Here is a 22,102-nt window from a genome sequence, read left to right on the forward strand (position 1 = left end):
AGTGTCGACGATACCGGACGAGAAGATCAGGGAAGTACGCGAGAGGGCCCCGATCCTGCAGGTTGTCTCCGACTACATGAGCCTCAAGAAGTCCGGGGCCAACTACCAGGGGGTCTGCCCCTTTCACGGCGAGAAGACCGCGTCGTTCAACGTGAACCCGGCGCGCGGCATCTTCCATTGCTTTGGTTGCGGCGTGGGAGGGAACTCCATCGATTTCGTCATGCGCATGGAAGGGCTTGCCTTCCCGCAGGCGGTCAAGTTCCTGGCCAAGAAGGTGGGGGTGGAAATCCCCGAGCGGGAACTGACCCGCGAAGAGAAGCGCAAGGTGGACGAGCAGGAGCAGGCCTACCAGATCAACGAGCTGGCCTGCGAGTTTTACCGGCGTGTGCTGGAATCGGACGAGGCGGGTGCCGCCGGAAGGGCCTACCTCGAGAAACGAGGGGTCGACCGGGACACCGCCGCCACCTACCGCATGGGCTTCGCACCGGCGGGATGGGACAACCTGACCAGTTTTCTGCGGCGCAAGGGGATCCCGCTCGACGCTGCGGAGAAACTTGGCCTTTTGAGAAAACGCGAGGGGAAGGACGGCTACTACGACACCTTCCGGAACCGTCTCCTCTTCACCATCGCGGACCTGCACGGGCGGGCCATCGGTTTCGGCGGGCGGGTCATGGACGACTCGCTCCCCAAGTACATAAATTCCCCGGAGTCCATCGTTTACCGCAAGAGCGAGGTCCTGTTCGGCATCGACCTGGCCAAGAAGGGGATGCGTGAGAAGGGGAGCGCCATCGTGGTCGAGGGGTACTTCGATCACCTGGCACTGTACCGGGCCGGTTTCACCAACGTGGTGGCGACCTGCGGCACGGCGCTGACCCAGCCGCACGTGAAGCTGCTGCGCCGCTACGCCGACCGCGCCTTCATGCTCTTTGACGGCGACGAAGCCGGCCGCAAGGCGACGGTCCGCTCCATGGAGCTGTTCCTCGAAGAGGGGTTTCCGGCGCGGGTGGTCGAAGTCCCGGCGGAGGACGACCCCGACACCTTCATCAACCGGGAAGGGGGCGCGGCCTTCCAGCCGCTTCTGGACAAGGCGCTCCCCATCTTCGAGTCGTTCTACAAGGGACTGCTCAAACGCATGGACGTGAGGGGCGTGGAAGGGAAGGTCGCCTTCGTGAACGAGGTGTCGCCGCGGCTGCAGAAGATCGCCGACCCGGTGGAGCGCGGGCTCTACGAGAAGGAGATCTGCCGGGCTGTGGGCATCGACCGCGCCATGCTGCTCCAGAAAGTGGGCATCCCGGCACGACCCCAGGCGCCGCGCCCGCAGCCCAAGGGGGCGCCGCAGCAGGCCGGCACTGAAGAGGTGCTGTTGACCCTAATGGTGAAGTACCCGGACGTGGTGCTAAGGGTTCGGGATCTCGGTGCCGATAAGCTCTTCAGCGCCAGCCACCTGAAGCTGGCGCAGGCCATCGTGGCACAGTCGGAAACGGGGGATCTCGATCTCCCCCTGGTGTTGGAACAGATCGAATCGCACGAGGAAAGAAGCCGTCTCTATTCGCTGTTCGTGGAGGACGCGCACCTGGAGGACCTTGATCCAGTCAAGGCCTTCGAACAGTGCTGCCAAGCCCTGGAACGACGAGCGCTCAAGGGGGGCGGCAAGACCCTGGCGAGGGAATTGGCCACGGTCGACCCGGATTCTCCGCGCTATCTGGAGATCCTGTCTGAACTTGAGCGGTTGCGTAATAAAAAATCGAAATTACTATAGTAGGATTCAAGCGGTAGCTGTGCTGGATTCAAGCTGTAGCGGAGCGTGGTAAATGGCCAAGAAAAGCATGGACGAAGTGAAGCAGCTTATCGACCTGGGCAAGGAGAAAGGTTTTCTCACCTATGAAGAGGTGAACGACCTGCTCCCCCCTGACATCGTCTCCTCCGACCAGATCGACGATGTGATGAGCATGTTTGGCGATATGGACATCGAGATCGTGGACTCCGCCCAAAAGGTGAAGATCCCCAAGATCAAGATGGACCTCGAGGAAGAGGAAGAGCACGAAGGCGGCGAGGGTGAAGAAGTAGAGTTCGAGCCCGGCACCCTCGGCCGCACCAGCGACCCCGTGCGCATGTACCTGCGCGAAATGGGTTCTGTATCCCTTTTGACCCGCGAGGGCGAGGTCGAGATCGCCAAGAGGATCGAAGTCGGCGAGCGCGACGTCGCCAGCGTCATCCTGAACACCCCGATCACCGTGCGCGAGGTCATCTCCCTGGGGGATCGTCTGCGCAAGCAGCAGATCGGCGCCATCGAGATCTCCAAGGACGTCGAGGAAGAGGTCCTGGAAGAGGGCGAAGAGGATCTGCAGGCGCTGCGCGTTCTCGGCATCATCGACGAGATCCACGAAATGTCCCAGCGCATGGAGCAGATCCAGACCGCGCTGGAAGGTAAGGTCTCCGCCAAGGAAGGCGAGGCGCTCAACACCGAGCACGGCGAGCTGAAGGTCAAGATGGCCGAGACCCTCAAGTCGCTGCGCCTCAAAGACCGCCACATCGAGAAGATCGCCCAGCGTCTGAAGGAGCTCTCCTGCAAGGTCGACACCGTCATGCAGGAGATCGCCGAACTGGAGAAGGAAACCAGCACCGTCAAGGACGTGTTCCTGGCCGCCTTCGAAGGGCTGAAGAACGCTTCCGATGCCGACTTCTCGAAGAAGATGAACATGAGCCTGGAAGAGGGGCAGAAGCTCGAGAAGCGCTACCGCTCCAGCGAGGCGAAGCTCAAGAAGATCGAGCAGGAGTCCGGCTTCAAGGCGAGCGAACTCGCCAACGCGCTCCTCGCCATCGAGGAAGGAGAGCACAAGGCCAAGCTGGCCAAGAGTGAGCTTGTCGAAGCGAACCTCCGCCTGGTGGTCTCCATCGCCAAGAAGTACACCAACCGCGGCCTGCAGTTCCTCGACCTGATCCAGGAAGGGAACATCGGCCTCATGAAGGCGGTGGACAAGTTCGAGTACCAGCGCGGCTACAAGTTCTCCACCTACGCCACCTGGTGGATCCGTCAGGCCATCACCCGCGCCATTGCGGACCAGGCCCGCACCATCCGTATCCCGGTGCACATGATCGAGACCATCAACAAGCTGATCCGTACCAGCCGCCAGCTGGTGCAGGAGATCGGCCGCGAGCCCTCCCCGGAGGAGATCGCCGAGCGCATGGCGCTGCCGCTGGACAAGGTCAGGAAGGTCCTCAAGATCGCCAAGGAGCCGATCTCCCTGGAGACCCCGATCGGCGAGGAGGAAGATTCCCATCTTGGCGACTTCATCGAGGACAAGGGCGTGGTATCCCCCCTCGAGGCGGTCATCAAGGCGAACCTCTCCGAGCAGACCTCCCGCGTGCTCTCCACCCTCACCCCGCGTGAGGAAAAGGTGCTCAGGATGCGTTTCGGCATTGGCGAGAAGAGCGACCACACCCTGGAAGAAGTCGGCCAGGACTTCGAGGTAACCCGCGAGAGGATCCGGCAGATCGAGGCCAAGGCGCTCAGGAAGCTGCGGCACCCGAGCCGGGCGAAGAAGCTGAAGAGCTTCGTAGAGTAGTCACCAAAGGCCGCACCGGAATCGCCGGCGCGGCCTTTTTTATTGGAAAAACAACCTTGGAACACAGAGGACGCAGAGGAAAAGCCGAAGCGGGCACGGAGTAAAGCCCCTTTGGTATCCCATAAGCCCTCGCCCTCAGGGAGAGGGCGGCCGCAGGCCGGGTGAGGGGCCTTCTGCGCGACATGATTTCAAATAGAGGTAAGCGATGAAGAAGAAAGCGGTAATCCTGTACAGCGGCGGGCTTGATTCCACCACCTGCATGGCGATCGCCAGGCACCAGGGGTTCGAGCCCTACGCCATGAGCTTCAGCTACGGACAGCGCCACCAGCACGAAGTGGCCCTCGCCAAAATGAACGCGCGCCCGATGGGGGCGGTGGACCACATGCTGGTCGAGTTCGACCTGCGGATGATGGGGGGGAGCGCCCTCACCTCCGACATCGCCGTCCCCAAGGAAGGGGTGGGTGAAGAAATCCCGGTCACCTACGTTCCGGCCCGGAACACCATCTTCCTCTCCTTCGCACTGGGGTGGGCCGAAACATTGGGGGCCTTCGACATTTTCATCGGTGTGAACGCCCTCGACTACTCGGGCTACCCCGACTGCCGGCCTGAGTACATCGCGGCCTACGAGACAATGGCCAACCTCGCCACCAAGGCGGGGGTGGAAGGGAAGAAAATGACCATCCACACGCCGCTCATAAGCCTCACCAAGGCCGAGATCATCAAGACCGGCCTGACCCTGGGCGTGGACTACGGCAAGACCCATTCCTGCTACGATCCGACCGAGGACGGCGCCGCCTGCGGCCTGTGCGACTCCTGCCGCCTGCGCCTGAAAGGATTCGCGGAGTTGGGCGTCACCGACCCGGTCCGTTACGTCAAGCGCTAGTCCCGGCAGATCTACCATCATTCAACCGTCCCTCCCTCTCCTTCCGGGAGAGGGCCGGGGTGAGGGTGCCATAATGGGCGATACCCTCACTCCGTGGCAACGCCCTCACCCCTTCCCCTCTCCCAAAGGGCGAGGGGGAACAGCGGCTGAGGAAAGGCATGAGCAAAGATATGGAGCAGAAGAAAGAAGGCAAGACCCTCACCGACGTGCAGCTTACCCGCGACACCCGCAACATCGCCATCGGCAAGGTGGGGGTGAAGGACGTCTCGTATCCCATCGTGGTGATGGACAAGAACAAGAAGTTCCAGAACACCATCGCGCGCATCAACATGTACGTCGACCTCCCGCACCACTTCAAGGGAACCCACATGAGCCGTTTCGTGGAGATCCTTAACAAGTACCGGGAGGACATCGCCCTCGACAAGCTGGAGGTGATCCTCTCCACCATGAAGGAGAAACTGGGCGCCTCCAACGCGCACCTGGAGATGGAATTCCCCTACTTCGTGGAGAAGAAGGCGCCGGTTTCCAGGGCGAAAAGCCTCATGGAGTACACCTGCACCTTCAGCGCGTCGCTTTCCGACCAATTCGACTTCGTGCTCGGGATCAAGGTTCCGGTCACCTCGCTTTGCCCCTGCAGCAAGGAACTCTCCAGCTACGGTGCCCATAACCAGCGCTCGATCATGACCGTCCAGGTCCGCTACAGCGAATTCATCTGGATCGAGGACCTCATCGACATCATCGAGGAGTGCGGCTCGTCGCCTGTGTATTCCCTGCTGAAGCGCGAAGACGAGAAGTTCGTCACCGAGCGTGCCTACGAAAACCCGCGTTTCGTTGAGGATATGGTGCGCGAGGCGACGGTGCGTCTGCTATCTATGGGAAATATCACGTGGTTTTCCGTTGAGGCAGAGAACTTTGAATCCATACACAAGCACTCCGCGTATGCCGCTATCGAGCGGAAAAAAGGATAGCCGCTTCTGCCACGTCAACAGCTTGACTGGCTCCGTCTGTGGATAAGTTTGTTGAAAAGTGGGAAAATTGTGGATAACTCTAGCTTTTAATCCTTCATTTAACTCCCTTAAGGTTTCTCTCTCTAATGAAACGCGCGCTCGCCATCTTCGCCAAGACGCCGTTGCCGGGAAGGGTGAAGACCCGTCTTTCCCCTCCCTTGTCGCCGCCCCAGGCCGCCGAACTTTACCGCTGCATGTTGCTCGACATCATCGAGCGGTCGGCGTTGCTTACGGCAGATATCGTGATCTTCTACGAGGGGAGTGCGGAGTTCTTCAGGAAAGCCGCCCCTGAAGCGCTCCTGGTGCGGCAGAGCACGGGGGGGCTGGGTGTGCGCCTGGAGCACGCCTTTGACGAGCTGTCCGGGAGAGGCTACGGCGCCCGCGTGGTGATAGGCACCGACTCCCCCGATCTCCCCATCGCGTTCGTCGAGGAGGCTTTCCGGAAGCTCGAGCAGGGAGGCGAGGCGGTTTTCGGTCCGGCAGAGGACGGCGGGTATTACCTGGTTGGAGTCAGGGACGGCTACGGCACCCTCTTTCAGGACATCCCCTGGTCCAGCGGCACGGTGCTGGAGTCGAGCCTCAGGCAGGCGGAGGCTTCGGGCCTGACCGCCGCGCTGCTCACTTCCTGGCACGACGTCGACAGCTGGGAAGATCTGCTGCGCTCGAGCCTCCTGGAACCTTCCAACCGGGCGCCCCGCACGCGCGCGTTCATTGCGGCGCTTGGCCTGGCCGCGCCGATTGCCGCAGACGCGGTCTGACGGCGCGGAGTTGACAACATTCCCGGACCTGCTTTGATCTATGGCGTGGCTCAGGCCACGCTTTTCGTTTTTCCAACTGCACGGCCTTAAAGGCGGGGCTGGGGGCTAGGGGCTAGCAAAGGCGAAAACCACGCAGCCTCCAGCTCCCAATCAAAGGGTTTTACATGTCGCTTTCCCACATCCAGATCTTAAATGAGGTCTTCGGTTTCAAGTCCTTTCGCCCGCGCCAGCAGGAGATCGTGGAGACGGTGCTCTCCGGGAAGGACGCCTTCGTGCTGATGCCGACCGGCGGCGGCAAATCCCTCTGCTACCAGGTCCCCGCCCTCTGTCTTCCGGGGACCGCGTTGATCGTCTCGCCGCTGATCTCGTTGATGAAGGACCAGGTCGATGCCCTGCGGGAGAACGGCGTCGCCGCTGCCTGCTACAACTCCGCTCTTGGCGAGGCCGAGGCGCGGCGGGTGCTGGCCGAACTGCACGCGGGGGAGCTGAAGCTCCTCTACGTCGCGCCGGAGCGGCTCCTCTCCGATGGTTTCATCGATCGTATCAAGACCCTCCCCATCTCCTTGTTCGCGGTAGACGAGGCTCACTGCGTCTCGCAATGGGGACACGACTTCCGTCCCGAATACGCGCAGCTGGGCATGTTGCGCGAGATTTTCCCGCAGATCCCGATGATCGCACTTACCGCCACGGCAGACGCGCAGACCCGCGCCGACATCCTCTCCCGGCTCGGGCTCCAGGACGCTACCTGCTTCTGCACCGGTTTCGACCGCCCCAACATCCGCTACAGCGTCATGGAGAAGAACAAGCCGTTCAGCCAGCTCATGGCCTTCCTGTCGACCAGAAAGGACGAGGCTGGGATTGTCTACGCCCTGTCTCGTAAGAGGGTCGAGGAGGTGGCCAGGAAGCTGTGCGAGGCGGGTGTCAATGCGGCCGCCTACCACGCGGGGCTGCCGGACAAGGAGCGCCACCAGGTCCAGGAAGCGTTCCTGCGCGACGACGTGAAGGTCGTGGTTGCGACGGTCGCCTTCGGGATGGGGATCGACAAGTCCAACGTCCGGTTCGTGGTGCACTACGACATGCCCAAGAGCATCGAAAGCTACTACCAGGAAACCGGGCGTGCGGGCCGGGACGGGCTCCCCGCCGACGCGCTGCTCCTCTTCGGCTACGGCGACATCGCCGTTGCACGGGGACTGATCGGCAACGGCGGCAACGAGGAGCAGAACCGGATCGAGCTGCACAAGCTGAACTGCATGGTGGGATTCGCCGAGGCCCAGACCTGCCGGCGCCAGGTGCTCTTAGGGTACTTCGGAGACAGCCTGGCGGCCGGGTGCGGCAACTGCGACATCTGCGAGAGCCCGCCGGAGTGTTTTGACGGCACCGAGGATGCCCGGAAGGGGCTCTCCTGCGTCTACCGTGTGGGGCAGCGTTTCGGGATGGGGCACGTCATCGATGTACTGCGGGGCTCGCAGAACCAGAGGATCCACGAGCTGAAGCACGACCAGCTCTCCACCTTCGGCATTGGAAAGCACCACTCCCAGGAGGTGTGGGGGAACCTCTTGCGGCAGTTGATACACCTTGGGTATCTGGAGCAGGATCTGGCCAACTTTTCCGTCTTGAAGCTCACGGAGAAGGCGCGGCCGCTGTTGCGGGGGGAGATGACGCTGGAGTTGGCGAAGCCAAGGGACACGAGGGTGGTTGAGAAGAAGACAGCGGCGAAGAAGCCGAGTTACGACGGCGAACTCTTCGGCGAACTGCGGGAGCTGCGCAAGCAGATTGCCGATGAGCAGCAGGTGCCGCCGTATGTCGTCTTCCCGGACGCAACGCTGGCCGAGATGGCGGCGCAGATGCCCAAGGACAAGTGGGAGCTCCTGAAGATTACCGGCGTGGGGCAGCATAAGCTGGCGCGTTACGGTGATGCCTTCCTGCGGGTGATAAAGGCGCACCAAAACCAGGGCCAAAACCATTAGCCACGGAGAAAATCTGAGAAAATCGGAGAGAAACGGAAAATCCGAGGCAAACAAAAGAAAAGGGGACAGGCTAACTTTAGTAAAAGTAGCCTGTCCCCTTTTCTTTGAACAACGGCAGGAGGTTTGAGAACCTTCAAAAGGTTTTGACTTGCTCAGACGGCCTCAGATTTTCTCCGTGGCCAATGGTTTTGCTTCTCGGTTTTTACTTAATCACCTCGATCTGGTACCCGCGCATGGTGAGGTGCCGGATCACTTCCTGGATGTGCTCGGCACCACGGGTTTCCAACTCCACCAACACTTCGGTCTTGCCTATGGGCAGGGACTCGGAACGCCGGTCATGGGTGATGATGGAGATGTTGGCCCGCGCCTCGGCAATCTCGGCTGCCAGACGCGCCAGGGCACCCGGCACGTCATCTAACTCAACCTTCAGCTTCAAGTACCGCCCCGCCGCCAGCAGACCTCGCTCCACGACCACGGCGATGGTCTTCACGTCGATGTTCCCGCCCGATAAAAGCACCACGGTCTTGCCGGTAATCTTCTTTACCTTGCCGTTCAACAGCGCCGCCAGGCCGACCGCACCGGCACCTTCCACCATCAGCTTGTTCCGCTCCATGAGCGACACGATGGCGAGCGCGATCTCCTCTTCGTCCACCAGCACGATCTCATCGACATAGTCCCGGACCACCGGGAAGGTGTTGCTGCCGGCGGTCTTGACCGCGATGCCGTCGGCGAGGCTGGCACGGATCGGTACGGTGACCACCTCGCCCGCTTTCACCGCCTGACGCATGGAGGGAGCCGCAGCCGACTCGACGCCGATGATGCGCACGTGGGGATGGGTTTCCTTGATGGCCCGGGCGATCCCGGCGATCAGACCACCTCCGCCGATGGGGACCAGCACGTTGGCCAGATCGGGTATGTCCTCCAACAGCTCCAGACCGATGGTCCCCTGTCCGGCCATCACCAGCGGGTCGTTGAACGGGTGCACGAAGAGCGCCCCGGTTTGCCCGGCCTGCCTCAGCGCGGCGGCGCAGGCCTCGTCGAAGTTCTTCCCTTCCAGCACCACCTCCGCGCAGTAGTCGCGGGTGGCGAAGACCTTCTGCGGCGGGGTGCTTTCCGGCATGTAGACCACCGCCTTGACGCCGAGCAGGTCGGCCGAGAAGGCGACGCCTTGTGCATGGTTGCCTGCCGAGGCGGTGATCACGCCCCCGGCAAGGGCCTCGCGCGACTGCGCCGTCATGAAGTTCAGCGCGCCGCGGATCTTGAATGCGCCGGTGCGCTGCAGGTTCTCGCACTTGAAGTAAAGGGGAATGCCGAGTCGTTCGCTGAAGTGGTGGGCCTGGATCAGTTCCGTGCGACGCACCCTTTTTTTCAGCCGCTGGGCCGCGTCGAGGATCAGGTTGTAATCGAGCATCTATCGTTTCCGTTTCAGTTAGTGTGCGTGATCGTGGTCGTGGCCGTGATGGTGTCCCTGGCATGTGCCGTGCGGGTGTTGATGCGGGTGCGCGTGGGCATGCGCCAGCGAAGCGGCTCTGGGGCGATGTCGGAATTGCTTGGCGCCCTGCGCCTCGGTGCAGCGCGCGCTCTCGACCTGCAGCGTGGTGTGGCTGATGTGGAAATGCTGGAACAGCTTCTCCTCGATCTTGCGCAGGATCTCATCCTGTTCCGAGTTGGAGCAATCCGGCACCACGACATGCGCGGAGAGGGCGATGATGTGGGAGCAGATGGTCCAGACGTTCAGGTGGTGCACCTCTGCCACCCCCTTCACCTCCTGCATGGCGAAGGCGACCTGGTTGATGTCGATGCCGCGCGGTACCCCTTCCAGAAGGATGTGCACCGACTCGCGTATCACGCGCCAAGAGCCCCAGAAGATGATGACGCCGATGCCGACCGAGATGATGGCGTCAAGAAGGTACCAATTGGTGAAGTACATGATGATGCCCCCCACGATGACACCGACGGAGGCGGCCGCGTCGCCGATCACATGGAGAAAGGCGCTGTGGACGTTAAGGTCGTCGTGTGAGTGCGAGTGCAATGCGCCGGCGGAGAGCAGGTTCATCACCAGACCGACTGCGGCGATGATGAGCATCTCGAGGCTCTTCACCGCTTGCGGTTGCAGCAGTCGCTCGAAGGCTTCATAGCAGATGATACCGGCGATGAGAAAGACGGTGCTGCCATTGATGAAGGAGGCGAAGACCTCGGTGCGGTGCCAGCCGAAGGTACGGGTTTCGGTGACGGGATAGGAGGCGAGCTTGATGGCGCCCAGGGTCAGGAGCAGGGCAAACAGGTCGAGGAACACGTGCGCTGCGTCGGACAAAAGTGCCAGGGAGTTGGTCCAGATGCCGCCCACAAGCTCAGCCACCAGGGTCAACGAGGTCAGCACTATCGCGTACTTGAAGCGTCCGGTTATGCTCTGGTCCAGGTGACTGTCGGCATGGGCGTGCATAGTGGATCCCGATGGGAGGGGCGGGGCCCCTCCCGTTTGCGGTTAAAAGCTGAGGCCGGCCTTTAGGGAATAGATCAGGCGTTCCTGGTATTCGACCTCCGCGGTGATGCCAACAAGCGGCAGCGGAGAGAATTTGACGCCGCCGAAGACACGCGGCTGGAACACGTCTTCTGAGTCAAGGCCCGGCGCAAGCGCCTTCAAGCGCCCCTTCGCCTCGCTGCTTACCCAGACTCCGCCCACACCGGCGTACGGTGTCACGATCAGGAACCCTTTGCTGATGGAGGCATCGATGCCGGCGGTCTGCAGATCGAGGTCGTTGACGCCGGAAAGCCTGCTGTAGGTGGCGCGTACGCCCAAGGCCGGCGTGGCCGCGGTCCCCTCGAGTATCGCCTTGCTCACCTCGATGCCCCAGAGCTTGACGTTGGAGTCGGGGACGTATGAATACATCGCGCCGACGTCGATCCCCATCGGGAGGCCTTTTCTGGCGCGCAGTTTCGGGATGACCAGGAAAGAGGGGGCATCGTTGCCATAAGCTGCGTTCCAGTAGCCGCTGTTGCTGATGTCGATTGCGGAGAGCTCGACGCCGATGTCGAATCCGGTGATCCCGAGCGGCTCGGGCGGGGCCGTGTTTTTGTAAGATATGGCGGCGCCCGCCTCCCTGGTGAGATCCCTGAACTGCTTCTGGGTCAGAGGAGCCGTGAAGCTGATGTCCTTGGCCATCGCCTGGGCGGCACCGGAAAGTGTGAAGGTCAAGGCTAACAATACCGCGAGCTTTTTCATGGTTCCCTCCTTTTCATTATACGCCACAACGGATTGAATCTTAGCAGAGCTCCCTATTGGGGTCAATCGGTTAGCCGCCTGGCGCCTTGCAATTTGAACTATATACTGTTATCTTTCCGGCAAAATTCTGTCGGAGGTCTGTACAAATGGAACCGATTCACCATCGTCTGATCATATTAGGCTCAGGTCCCGCGGGGTACACTGCTGCGATCTATGCGGCGCGCGCCAACCTGAACCCTGTCCTCATCACCGGGCTGCAGCAGGGGGGGCAGTTGATGACGACGACCGAGGTGGATAACTGGCCGGGCGACCCGGCGGGGGTGATGGGGCCGGAACTGATGGAGCGCATGCGCCAGCACGCCGAACATTTTGGCACCCAGTTCATCTTCGACCACATCAGCAAGGCCCAGGTGACCGCCCCCCCGTTCGTGCTGGAAGGCGACAACGGCGCCTACAGCTGTGACGCACTGATCATCGCCACCGGCGCTTCCGCGAAGTACCTGGGGCTGCCGTCCGAGCACGCTTTCAAGGGTAAGGGTGTTTCCGCCTGCGCCACCTGCGACGGCTTTTTCTACCGTAACAAGCCGGTCGCCGTCATCGGCGGCGGCAGCACCGCGGTCGAGGAGGCGCTCTACCTCTCCAACATCGCAAGCCACGTGACGGTCGTGCATAGAAGGGACAAGTTCCGCGCCGAAAAGATCCTGGCCGACAGGCTGATCGAAAAGACCAAGAACGGCAACGTCACCATCGAGTGGAACCATCAGCTGGAAGAGGTGATTGGGGACGAGTCCGGGGTCACTGGGATCAGGCTGCGCCACAAGAGCGGCTCCGACAAGCTGATCGACGTGCATGGCTGCTTCATCGCCATCGGGCACCAGCCCAACACCCACATCTTCGAAGGGCAGCTCGAGATGGACGAGGGGTACATCCGCACCAACTGCGGCTACGAGGGTAACTCCACCGCCACCAGCACCCCCGGGGTCTTCGCCGCCGGCGACGTGCAGGACAGGAACTACAAACAGGCCATCACTTCCGCCGGTACCGGCTGTATGGCTGCCCTCGACGCCGACCGCTACCTGGAGATGCTCAAAGCCTGACCCAAATCCTCCGCCCCCCCCCGCTGCGATGCGAAGGGGGCGAGAGGACGCCTTAACGACACGCCAAGCAGCGCAGACTACCCGCAGGAACTTACCCGAGTAATTTCACCATTAGTTGGGGGTTCTCATGCTTGCCAAGGTCCTCGCCAGCGCCCTCTTAGGGATCGATGCCATCCTGGTCGACGTCGAAGTCGACATCACCCAGGGACTTCCCCAACTGGCCACGGTCGGCCTTCCTGACGGCGCGGTCAAGGAGAGCAAGGACCGGGTCAAGGCGGCGCTGAAAAACTCCGGCTACGACTTCCCCAATCGCAAGATCACCGTCAACCTCGCCCCCGCCGACGTCAAGAAGGAGGGGGCCTCCTTCGACCTTCCCATCTCCATCGGCATACTCGCCGCCACCGGCGTCATCAAGGAAGAGCTGCTCAAGCGCTACATCCTCCTGGGGGAACTGTCGCTGGACGGCGGCGTGAAGCCGGTGCGCGGCTGCCTCTCGGTCGCCGTCGCCGCACGCGAGGCGGGGCTTGCCGGCATCATCATCCCGGCGGAGAACGTCTGTGAGGGGGGTGTGGTCGAGGGGGTAGAGGTGATCGGCGTCACCGAACTCTCCCAGGTGGTGGAGTTCCTCAACGGCAACCTCTCCATCGACCCGTACCGCGCCGATGTCGAGGCCCTCTTCAGCCAGGGGTGCGAGGCCGGCGACGACTTCTCCGAGGTAAAGGGGCAGGAGCACGCCAAGCGCGCCCTGGAGGTCGCCGCCGCCGGCAGCCATAACCTCCTGATGATCGGCCCGCCGGGATCAGGGAAGACCATGCTGGCCCGGCGCATCCCGTCCATCCTCCCCCCCATGCTCTTCGAGGAGGCGATCGAGACCACCAAGGTCTACAGCGTGATGGGGCTTTTGGAGCGGGAGCACGCGCTCATCTCCACCCGCCCCTTCCGCTCGCCGCACCACACCATCTCCGACGTGGGGCTGATCGGGGGGAGCAACACCCCCAAGCCGGGCGAGGTGTCGCTTTCCCACAACGGGGTCCTGTTCCTGGACGAGCTCCCCGAGTTCAAGCAGCACGTGCTGGAAGTGCTGCGCCAGCCCATGGAGGACGGCCGGGTCACCATCTCCCGGGCGCTCTCTTCCGTCACCTATCCCAGCCGCATCATGCTGGTTGCCGCCATGAACCCCTGTCCCTGCGGCTACCTCTCCGACCCGGTGCACCAGTGCTCCTGCACGCCCCTCATGATCCACCGCTACCGCTCCCGCGTTTCGGGGCCGCTACTGGACCGGATCGACATCCACATCGAGGTGCCTGCGGTGAAGTACCGCGACCTCGCCGACCGGGGCGAGAGCGAGAGTTCCGCCGCCATCGCCGCGCGCGTGGCGCAGTCGCGGGAGGTGCAGAAGGAGCGCTTCAAGGGGACCAAGGTGAGGAGCAACTCCCAGATGACCGCCCGAATGATCCGCAAGTTCTGCGAGCCCGACGAAGCGGGAAGCCGCATGCTCGAGGTGGTCACCGACCGCCTCGGCCTCTCCGCCAGGAGCTACACCAGGATCCTCAAAGTCGCCCGCACCATCGCCGACCTCGAAGGCGCGGAGGCGATAGCCGAACATCACATCTCCGAAGCCATCCAGTACCGCAGCCTGGACAGGAAGACGTGAGGAAGACGTAAGGAAGACGTAAGGAAGACGTAAGGAAGACGTAAGGAAGACGTAAGGGGACGTAAGGGGACGTAAGGGGACTGGCTCCGCCAGGTGCCTGTCCCCCTTGCCTTGGCAGATTAGGTGGTGTTTGGAAGAGGGGACTGGCGGAGCCCGTTCCCTTACGTCTCCCTTACGGGCAGCACGCCAGGGTCTCCTCCAAGACGGGCTGGGTATCCTATGTAACATCCGAATTACGAGTATATTCAACTCGCAAGAGGCTAAGCCTTCGGCGCTGGGAGTAAATTGAAAACGTAAAAGGCTGAGCCTTCAGCGTGAGGTGTCGCTTTCCCACCGGTACCCCTTTATTTATCTCCCCGGCTCCCCCCGATTACCTTCGCACCATCCCATACCCCCATACGCCATCACCCAAAACCGACCACGTCCTAGCCCTAGCCTTGAGCTAACATCAAGTTTTAGTGGTATTATCTGGCGATTGAGTTGCCGGATGTGTATTCGTAATCAGAAACATATTTATCATATTCAATTGGAAGGCTTGTGGATCGGCGTGGAATTTTGGCCCAGGATTGGCGTTCAAGGCTGACCCATGCAAAAAAGGAAAAGGCTCCATCCTTAGATGGTTAACGAATTAGGCGGGCCAATGTTCGGTGCCGGTTCGGGTGCAAAATTCAAATCTGGCTAACAAAATACGGGAGGAATTATGTCACCATTTGTCAGTTTCCTATCCGATCGGATCAAAAAGGCGCTCCCCATGGTCGAGGCCACCTATAAAGACCTCCATCAGAACCCCGAACTGGCGCTGCAAGAGGCACGTACCGCAGGCATTGTTGCGCAGAAGTTGCGCGAAGCGGGGTTTGAGGTGACGGAAAAGGTGGGCAGAACGGGGGTGGTAGGCATCCTGAAAAACGGCGCAGGCCCGACGGTCATGCTGCGCGCCGACATGGACGCATTGCCGATGAAGGAGGATACCGGAGTGCCTTACGCCAGCACCAAGGAAGCGGTCAACGCCAAAGGTGAGACTGTGCCGGTCGCGCATGCCTGCGGGCATGACATGCACACCTCGTGGTTGGTCGGCGCCGCGACGGTCCTCGCTCAGGCACGGGAGGCATGGCACGGCACGCTCATGACGGTGTTCCAACCGGCGGAAGAGACAGCCCAAGGGGCGCAGGCCATGATCGACGACGGCCTCCTTGAGCGCTTCCCCAAGCCAGACGTCATCCTGGGACAGCATCTGCTGCAGTTTCGTGCCGGTACTGTCGGCTATCATGCGGGACAAATTCTCACCTCCGGTGACAGTCTGCTAGTGCGTTTTTTTGGCAAGGGAGCGCATGGCGGCATGCCGCAAAATGGCATCGACCCGATAGTGATGGCATCCGCGGCGGTGCTGCGCCTGCAGACCATCGTCAGCCGCGAGATTTCTCCGCAGGCCCAGGTCGTGGTGACGGTGGGCGAGTTCCATGGCGGGACGGCGGAAAACATAATTCCGGCAGAGGCTTATATAAAGCTCAACGTGCGGACCACGGACCAGGCAGCGCGCGATCATGTCTTGGCAGCGATCAAGCGCATCTGCGTCGCCGAGGCCCGCGCCTCCAATGCACCGAAAGATCCGGAGTTCGAAGAGATCAACAGTTATCCGCTTACCGTCAACGATGCGGAAGTGACCCGAAAGGTTACTGATGCATTCCGTGGCCAGTTTGGTGATCAGTTGACCGAAGTGCCTCCCCAGGGTGCCAGCGAGGACTTCGGTCGTTATGGAAATGCCTGGAAAGCTCCCTATATGTACTGGTTCGTCGGCGGTACTGCGCCCGAAAAATACGATCAGGCGGTACGGGAAGGGGCGGTGGACCGACTGCCCGGCCCTCATTCGCCGTTTTGGGCGCCTGCGCTGTATCCGACCTTACAAACAGGTCTTGAAACCATGCTGACCGCTGCCAGTGTCTGGTTGGCAAAATAGATCGAGATCGGGGAGGCTTGGACATCTCCAGTGATAACGGCAATGCGGCGATTGCAGTAGGCTCTCCGGCACCCGGCGCCTACCGGGGAAACGACAAGCTCCTATTGGGTATCGTCCTGGCGGTCGTGACCTTCTGGCTCTTTGCCCAGACGACACTCAACGTGGCTCCCGACATGCGCGCCGAGCTGCGGATAGACGAGAGCTGGAGCAACCTCGCGGTGAGCATCACGGCCCTGTTCTCCGGCATTTTCATCGTAGTCATGGGGGGGGGCGCCGACCGCTTCGGGCGTGTGAGGATGGCGCTGATCGGCGTTGTTCTCAGTATGGTAGGGTCGTTGTTCATCGCAGGTTCGCCAACGGGAACCGTCGTATTCCTCATGACGGGCCGGATCATCCAGGGACTTTCGGCAGCCTGCATCATGCCCTCCACCCTGGCACTGTTGAAGGCATACTACGACGGCGCGCAGCGGCAAAGGGCCGTCAGTTACTGGTCCATCGGTTCCTGGGGGGGCTCGGGGCTCTGCTCCCTGTTCGGCGGTATCGTCGCCTCGACGATCGGCTGGCGTTGGATCTTCTGGATGGCGATTGCGGTCTCCATGATCAGTTACCTGCTGATTCCTGGGACGCCGGAAAGCAGGGGCGAGCAGTCCGGAGAACGCCGGCGCATCGACTGGTCCGGTCTTATCACCTTCATGATTTCCATGGTAGCCCTCAATGTCATCATCGGGCAGGGATCAAAGCTTGGATGGACGAGCATGATGATCCTCGGACTCGCCGCGGTCTTCCTCGTGACGGCAATCGCCTTCTTGAAGATCGAACTGAGCACGGAAAACGCCTTTGTGGACTTCAAGCTGTTCGCCAACAGCGCGTACACCGGTGCGACCCTGTCCAATTTTCTGCTTAACGGTGCAGCGGGCACGTTGCTCGTCTCCCTTACGCTCGTACAGACGGGAGCGGGCCTTTCCTCGCTGCAAGCCGGACTGCTTACCCTCGGCTACCTGGTCGCCATCCTGGCCACCATCCGGGTCGGTGAAAAGTTCTTGCAGTTGTGGGGAGCGCGCAAACCCATGCTGCTTGGGTGCGCCATAACCGCCCTCGGCATCCTGCTCACCTGTACGACATTTCTCTATGCCAGGCAATACATGATCGTGGCCGTCATCGGGTTCACCCTCTTCGGCATCGGCCTGGGCTTCTACGCGACCCCCTCCACCGACGCTGCGCTGTCTAACGTCCCGCAGAACCAAGTAGGTTCCGCGGCCGGCATTTACAAAATGGCCTCGTCGCTCGGGGCGGCATTCGGAGTGGCGATTTCGGCGGCACTTTTCACCGGGTTGAGCGCCGGACACCTGACCTACCGGGAGGGCCTTTTCGTCGGGCGCACCGACAACGTCCAGGTACGCTACGCCGCCGCGGCTGCACTGCTGTTCAACGCCTTCATGGTGATTGTTGCGATGATCGCTATCCTAAGGACCGTCTCCCCCGGCAGGAAAACGGAAAACTGAGTAGGAGGAAGGAGGTGTCATGGAACCCGTTGGGATCACGCTGGTGAAAAAGGAACTGACGGTGGATCACCTCGTACTGATACTCGATCTGGTCGGCACCTTCGTCTTTGCCCTCAGCGGAGCCATGGCGGCCGTTCGGCGACGGCTTGATCTCTTCGGGGTGCTGGTGCTCTCCTTTGCGGCAGCCACCTTCGGCGGGATCACCCGCGACCTTCTGATAGGAGCAGTGCCCCCGGCGGCGATCAACGACTGGCGTTATCTCGCGGTGTCGCTTTTGGCGGGAATCATCACCTTCTTCCGGCATCCCACGGTAAATCGGCTGGCAACCCGCGTTCTCATCTTCGATGCAGCAGGGCTGGGGCTCTTCGCGGTCGCTGGAACGCATAAGGCCCTCTCCTACGGCCTCAATCCGGTCATGGCGGCTCTTTTTGGCATGGTGACGGGGATCGGCGGAGGAGTGGCGCGCGACGTGCTATTGACCGAGATTCCTGTGGTCTTGCGAGCGGAGCTTTATGCCCTTGCCGCCTTGGCCGGTGCGACCGTGGTTGTCTGCGGGGCCGCGCTGCAGTTCCCGTCCGCCCTGGTATCGGTCGTGGGAGCGGCCTTTTGTTTCGGGCTGAGGTACATGGCCATCCGCAACAGCTGGAAGCTCCCCGTAGCCGGCGGTCATGAAGAGCCCACTGAGGAAACGCAGGGGACTCGAGACGTGAAAAAATGACACCCTGCTCCCGTAGAGCAGAAGGACCGGAGGAACATCACCAGGTCGAGCGCGCAGCAGGCGCCGTCTGAAGATGCCAAGGTTCAGGACGCTGAGCAGAGTCAATCCTGATGACCAAGTCAAATTACCATGTGCACGTTGCAATTTGGCATGGACGGGATGCAGTTCTGCACGCGCTCGTTTCAATTTATACCGACGCCTTGCAGGTTGTCACGTGCAGGTGCCAGGATTTCGGCCGGGCAGGGGGGGGCGTCGCGGCGGCAAGCAGGGATCTGGTCCGGAAGCAGAGTGTTGCATATGTGAAGGGGGAAGGGGATGTGTCTCTGTGACAGGGGGCAAGATGCCTGTCATAACTCCCGAATTCTAATTTGTATATGATTTTGTGCATTTTTTGTGACTCAACTCACCAGATTAGAGCCTGTATTTAGTTGTGCCTTCATGAAGGCTGGTATAATGTCTACCGTGCTTTATGTCAGTTTGAGTAACTCCCGTTAGTATGCCTGCGGCGCCTATGAGAGAGATATGCATAACTTGGACATAAATGTGAATGTGATTACCCCAGGGCCTGAAATGGAGATGGTGCAAAAGGCCAGGGAGACTTTGGGGGAAGGGGGGCTGAAGTCCGTCCGGTTCCCGGAACCGCTGGAGTCCGCCTTCGATGAGTACTACCGCGACAAGACCCTGAAACACGTCCGCGTTGCGCTGCTGACCGGGCTCATCCTCTACGCGGTTTTCGGACTGGTGGACGGGCTGCTCCTGCCCGCGGACCGGGCCCACATGTGGTTCATCCGATATGCTGTGGTCTGCCCCACGGTCATCGCGGGGCTCGCCTTCACCTACCTGCCCCATCTCAGGCGTTTCATGCAGCCGGTCCTCTCGCTGGTGATGCTGGTGGGGAGCCTGGGCATCGTGTCCATGGTCTATTACGATCCGACCCCCACCAAAAACTACTACTACTCCGGATTGCTGCTCCTCATCATGGGAGCGTTCACCTTTGTGAGTCTCAGGCTGCGTTACGCGGTCTACTGGGCGTTGGCGACCACGCTGGCCTACGAGGCCGTGGCCATTTACATCAACCATACCGACTTCACCATCCTGACCCAGAACACCTTCAGCATCGTCGCCACCATCATCATCGGGGCATTCTCCAATTCGCTGATGGAAAACTACCTGCGTCGCGACTTCCTGAACACCAACCTTCTCGAGCACGAAAACAGGCAGCTTCAAAAAGCCACCCTGGAGTTGCGCCGGCTCTCGATCTCCGACCCGCTGACCGGCCTGGGCAACCGTCGCCATTTCGAGGTCATGCTCGACCAGGAGTGGCAGCGCGCGCTCCGCTCGGAATCCCCCATTGCGCTCATCTTCCTCGACATCGACGTCTTCAAGAACTTCAACGACAACTACGGACACCAGGCCGGCGACAACTGTCTGAAGCTGGTCGCGCAGGAATTGGGGCGGTTCGCCAGACGGCCGGGGGACACCGCGGCGCGCTACGGCGGCGAGGAGTTCGTTCTGCTTCTCTCCGGCGTCGGCCTCGCCGATGCGGCCACCATCGCCAAGGGGTGCCGCAAGGCCGTGGAGGCCCTCCAGATCCTGCACAGTCACTCTCCGGTAGCGGGAGTGGTCACGGTAAGCGCAGGTGTTGCTGCCATGATTCCCGACCTGGACGCCGACAGACAGCTGCTGGTGGAGGCCGCCGATAAGGCGCTCTACCGGGCCAAGCTCAAAGGTCGCAATATGGTGGTCGCTTCGAGCCGGCAGGCGGAGGGGAGAGCCCGGCAGGTCTACCCGCAAGCCGCCAGCAGAAGGTAGGGTCAAGCCGGAAGCTTCTCAGCTCGATCCACCTGCCCCCTTTGCAAAGGGCGATTGAGGGGGATTTAAAGCTCCGTTGCAGGCGTGGGCGCTGCTTCATCCCGGCTAAATCCCGCCCCCCCTTCGCAAAGGAGGGAGCGTTAGGGCGCGCAGCGCTCCGTAGCATATACTGCTGCGGCTCCCGGTAATTCCCGGGTGCCACTTCGCGGAGGGGGACGCTGGGGCTCCTGCGAGGCGTCGTGGCCACGTGCGTTCCACATACCGGAAGGGGAAGGGCCGGAACCGCGCCAGGTTGCCGGCCCTTTGTCATATGGGGGCGCGGAGCGGGGATCAGAGTTCGCGGCGCGGGATGGAGAGGATCTCGTCTATGTAGTTCAGGTGCCGTTGCTCCTGCGAGAGGTTGGTGCGCAGAACGCTCATCACGTCCTCGGGAAACGGCTGGTCCACGGCTTCCTGGTAGGTGCGGTTGGTCAGTTTTTCGTTGCTCTTCATCGCCTCCAGTGCCTGCTTGGCGCCGGTGAGGCTCATGAGGGCGGTGAAGCCTTCGATCAGGTATCCCTTCAGATCCGGGGTCGGTTTGACCGGTGTCCCCCCCATTTGCTGTACCAAAGCGGTGAGGTTCGTGATGTGGGCACGGTGGTCATCCTGGTACTCCCTAAACCTTTTGGCGATGTCCTTGTACCCGATGTGCTTGATCGCCTGCTCGTAGGCCTCCACCGCATCGACGTCCAACTGGATCAGGTCGTTCAGTCTGTGGATCATTTCCGTCTTTTCCATATCCGCCTCCTGTGCAATATGTGAATTGTCTAATTTTTGTCGCAGGCATACATTGTAGCCGCAGTCCGGTTGATGGCAACGCCCCGGTCACACGTATGTTGCTGCGCTTGACCTCTCTTTGTCAGCCGTTATCATCCTTGTGTCGGGTCATCACATAGAGAGTTGCACGGAGAATGACATGCAAACCAGAACCAGCTTCAAAGCACTGGTAGTAGAGAAGGGGGGGGACCAGACCTTCACCAGGAGCATTAAAGAGCGGGACATAAACGAACTGGATGCGGGTGAGCTTTTAGTGCGGGTGAGCTATTCCTCGCTGAACTACAAGGACGCCCTCTCCGCCACCGGACATCCCGGCGTAACCAGGCAGTTCCCGCATACCCCGGGCATCGACGCCGCGGGAGAGGTGGTCTCCTGCAGCGATGGCAGCTTCACCCCCGGCGACCAGGTGCTGGTCACGGGGCACGACCTCGGCATGGAAACCGACGGAGGGTGGGGCGAGTACATCCGGGTCCCCTCGTCATGGGGGGTGCCGCTTCCATCCGGACTCTCCCTGCGTGAGAGCATGATCCTGGGGACGGCCGGGTTCACGGCAGGGCTTTCGGTGTTGAAGCTGGAGCGGGCGGGGGTAAGGCCGGAATCGGGCGACATCCTGGTCACTGGCGCAACCGGCGGCGTCGGGACCCTTGCCGTCAGCATCCTGGCCAAGGCGGGGTACCGGGTGGTGGCCGCCACGGGAAAGATGGGGGATGTCCCCTTCTTGACGGAGATGGGCGCCGCGGAGGTGATTTCCCGGGAGGAGGTGACCGCGGGAGGGGAGCGTCCCCTGATGAAAGAGCGCTGGGCCGGGGCGGTGGACGTGGTGGGGGGCGAGACGCTTGCTGCCGTCTTGAAATCGACCCGTTACGGCGGGACGGTCACCTGTTGCGGGCTGGTCGGCTCGGCAGACCTCCCGGTCAACGTCCACCCCTTCATCCTGCGCGCCGTGACCCTGGTCGGCATAGACTCCTCACGCTGCCCGACCCTCACGCGCCTGGAGGTGTGGCAGCGGCTGGCCGGGGCCTGGCGTCCAGCGTTTCTGGAGCAGATGGCGACCGAGGTGACGCTGGAAGGGCTCGAGGAGAAGATCGGCCGCATCCTGCGGGGTGGCGTCAGGGGAAGAGTGCTGGTGCGGTTGTAAGTCGACC

At 61.4% G+C, this 22,102-nt stretch carries 17 protein-coding genes; 13 read left to right on the forward strand and 4 right to left on the reverse strand.

The genetic code is table 11. From position 1 onward, the window contains the following. Position 1: 1 nt before the first annotated feature. The 6 genes from dnaG to recQ all read left to right on the forward strand — a co-directional run bounded on the left by dnaG (position 2) and on the right by recQ (position 8,181). On the forward strand, positions 2-1,759 hold the full coding sequence (gene dnaG / locus KP001_RS18605; protein WP_217287031.1) for a DNA primase: 1,758 nt from the start codon (positions 2-4) through the stop codon (positions 1,757-1,759). Between the two features lie 52 nt (positions 1,760-1,811). Beyond that, the gene (rpoD, locus tag KP001_RS18610) at positions 1,812-3,566 is read left to right on the forward strand and encodes an RNA polymerase sigma factor RpoD (RefSeq protein WP_217287032.1); all 1,755 of its coding nucleotides are present in this window, start codon (positions 1,812-1,814) and stop codon (positions 3,564-3,566) included. A gap of 205 nt (positions 3,567-3,771) precedes the next feature. Further along, positions 3,772-4,449: a 7-cyano-7-deazaguanine synthase QueC gene (gene queC, locus KP001_RS18615; protein WP_217287033.1), complete on the forward strand. Its 678-nt coding sequence runs from the start codon at positions 3,772-3,774 to the stop codon at positions 4,447-4,449. A 170-nt stretch (positions 4,450-4,619) separates the two neighbouring features. After that, positions 4,620-5,417, forward strand: coding sequence for a GTP cyclohydrolase FolE2 (gene folE2 / locus KP001_RS18620; protein WP_217289654.1), 798 nt, complete (start codon positions 4,620-4,622; stop codon positions 5,415-5,417). A 125-nt stretch (positions 5,418-5,542) separates the two neighbouring features. Then, positions 5,543-6,214, forward strand: coding sequence for a TIGR04282 family arsenosugar biosynthesis glycosyltransferase (locus tag KP001_RS18625; protein WP_217287034.1), 672 nt, complete (start codon positions 5,543-5,545; stop codon positions 6,212-6,214). A 164-nt stretch (positions 6,215-6,378) separates the two neighbouring features. Then, positions 6,379-8,181, forward strand: a complete 1,803-nt coding sequence (gene recQ / locus KP001_RS18630; RefSeq protein ID WP_217287035.1) for a DNA helicase RecQ — start codon at positions 6,379-6,381, stop codon at positions 8,179-8,181. Between the two features lie 202 nt (positions 8,182-8,383). On the opposite strand, the gene ilvA is transcribed toward recQ, so the two are convergent. From ilvA to KP001_RS18645, 3 genes are read right to left on the reverse strand one after another with little or no spacing between them, the layout of a single operon-like run. Then, positions 8,384-9,592 carry a threonine ammonia-lyase gene (gene ilvA, locus KP001_RS18635; protein WP_217287036.1) on the reverse strand — a complete coding sequence of 403 codons (1,209 nt, stop codon included), beginning with the start codon at positions 9,590-9,592 and terminating at the stop codon, positions 8,384-8,386. Positions 9,593-9,610: 18 nt separating this feature from the next. Then, entirely contained in the window at positions 9,611-10,624 is a 1,014-nt protein-coding gene (locus KP001_RS18640) for a cation diffusion facilitator family transporter (RefSeq protein WP_217287037.1), read from the reverse strand. 42 nt (positions 10,625-10,666) lie between these two features. Continuing rightward, positions 10,667-11,404 (reverse strand): hypothetical protein, encoded by a 738-nt coding sequence (locus KP001_RS18645; protein ID WP_217287038.1) that lies wholly within the window; start codon positions 11,402-11,404, stop codon positions 10,667-10,669. A 146-nt stretch (positions 11,405-11,550) separates the two neighbouring features. On the opposite strand from KP001_RS18645, the gene trxB reads away from it, so the two are divergent. From trxB to KP001_RS18675, 6 genes are all read left to right on the forward strand, one after another. After that, complete coding sequence (trxB, locus tag KP001_RS18650) at positions 11,551-12,501, forward strand: thioredoxin-disulfide reductase (protein ID WP_217287039.1); 951 nt, start codon at positions 11,551-11,553, stop codon at positions 12,499-12,501. 127 nt (positions 12,502-12,628) lie between these two features. After that, the gene (locus tag KP001_RS18655; RefSeq protein WP_217287040.1) at positions 12,629-14,155 is read left to right on the forward strand and encodes a YifB family Mg chelatase-like AAA ATPase; all 1,527 of its coding nucleotides are present in this window, start codon (positions 12,629-12,631) and stop codon (positions 14,153-14,155) included. Between the two features lie 700 nt (positions 14,156-14,855). After that, positions 14,856-16,109 (forward strand): amidohydrolase, encoded by a 1,254-nt coding sequence (locus KP001_RS18660; RefSeq protein ID WP_217287041.1) that lies wholly within the window; start codon positions 14,856-14,858, stop codon positions 16,107-16,109. 17 nt (positions 16,110-16,126) lie between these two features. Then, positions 16,127-17,611 carry an MFS transporter gene (locus KP001_RS18665; protein ID WP_217287042.1) on the forward strand — a complete coding sequence of 495 codons (1,485 nt, stop codon included), beginning with the start codon at positions 16,127-16,129 and terminating at the stop codon, positions 17,609-17,611. A gap of 19 nt (positions 17,612-17,630) precedes the next feature. After that, entirely contained in the window at positions 17,631-18,329 is a 699-nt protein-coding gene (locus KP001_RS18670) for a trimeric intracellular cation channel family protein (protein ID WP_217287043.1), read from the forward strand. A gap of 570 nt (positions 18,330-18,899) precedes the next feature. Next, positions 18,900-20,141: a GGDEF domain-containing protein gene (locus tag KP001_RS18675; protein ID WP_217287044.1), complete on the forward strand. Its 1,242-nt coding sequence runs from the start codon at positions 18,900-18,902 to the stop codon at positions 20,139-20,141. 330 nt (positions 20,142-20,471) lie between these two features. Here KP001_RS18675 and KP001_RS18680 read toward each other — a convergent pair whose 3' ends face one another. Next, positions 20,472-20,918 (reverse strand): DUF2383 domain-containing protein, encoded by a 447-nt coding sequence (locus KP001_RS18680; protein WP_217287045.1) that lies wholly within the window; start codon positions 20,916-20,918, stop codon positions 20,472-20,474. Between the two features lie 178 nt (positions 20,919-21,096). On the opposite strand from KP001_RS18680, the gene KP001_RS18685 reads away from it, so the two are divergent. After that, entirely contained in the window at positions 21,097-22,095 is a 999-nt protein-coding gene (locus KP001_RS18685) for a YhdH/YhfP family quinone oxidoreductase (protein ID WP_217287046.1), read from the forward strand. Positions 22,096-22,102: the final 7 nt, after the last annotated feature.

The sequence above is a fragment of the Geomonas subterranea genome (assembly GCF_019063845.1).
GTDB lineage: Bacteria > Desulfobacterota > Desulfuromonadia > Geobacterales > Geobacteraceae > Geomonas > Geomonas subterranea.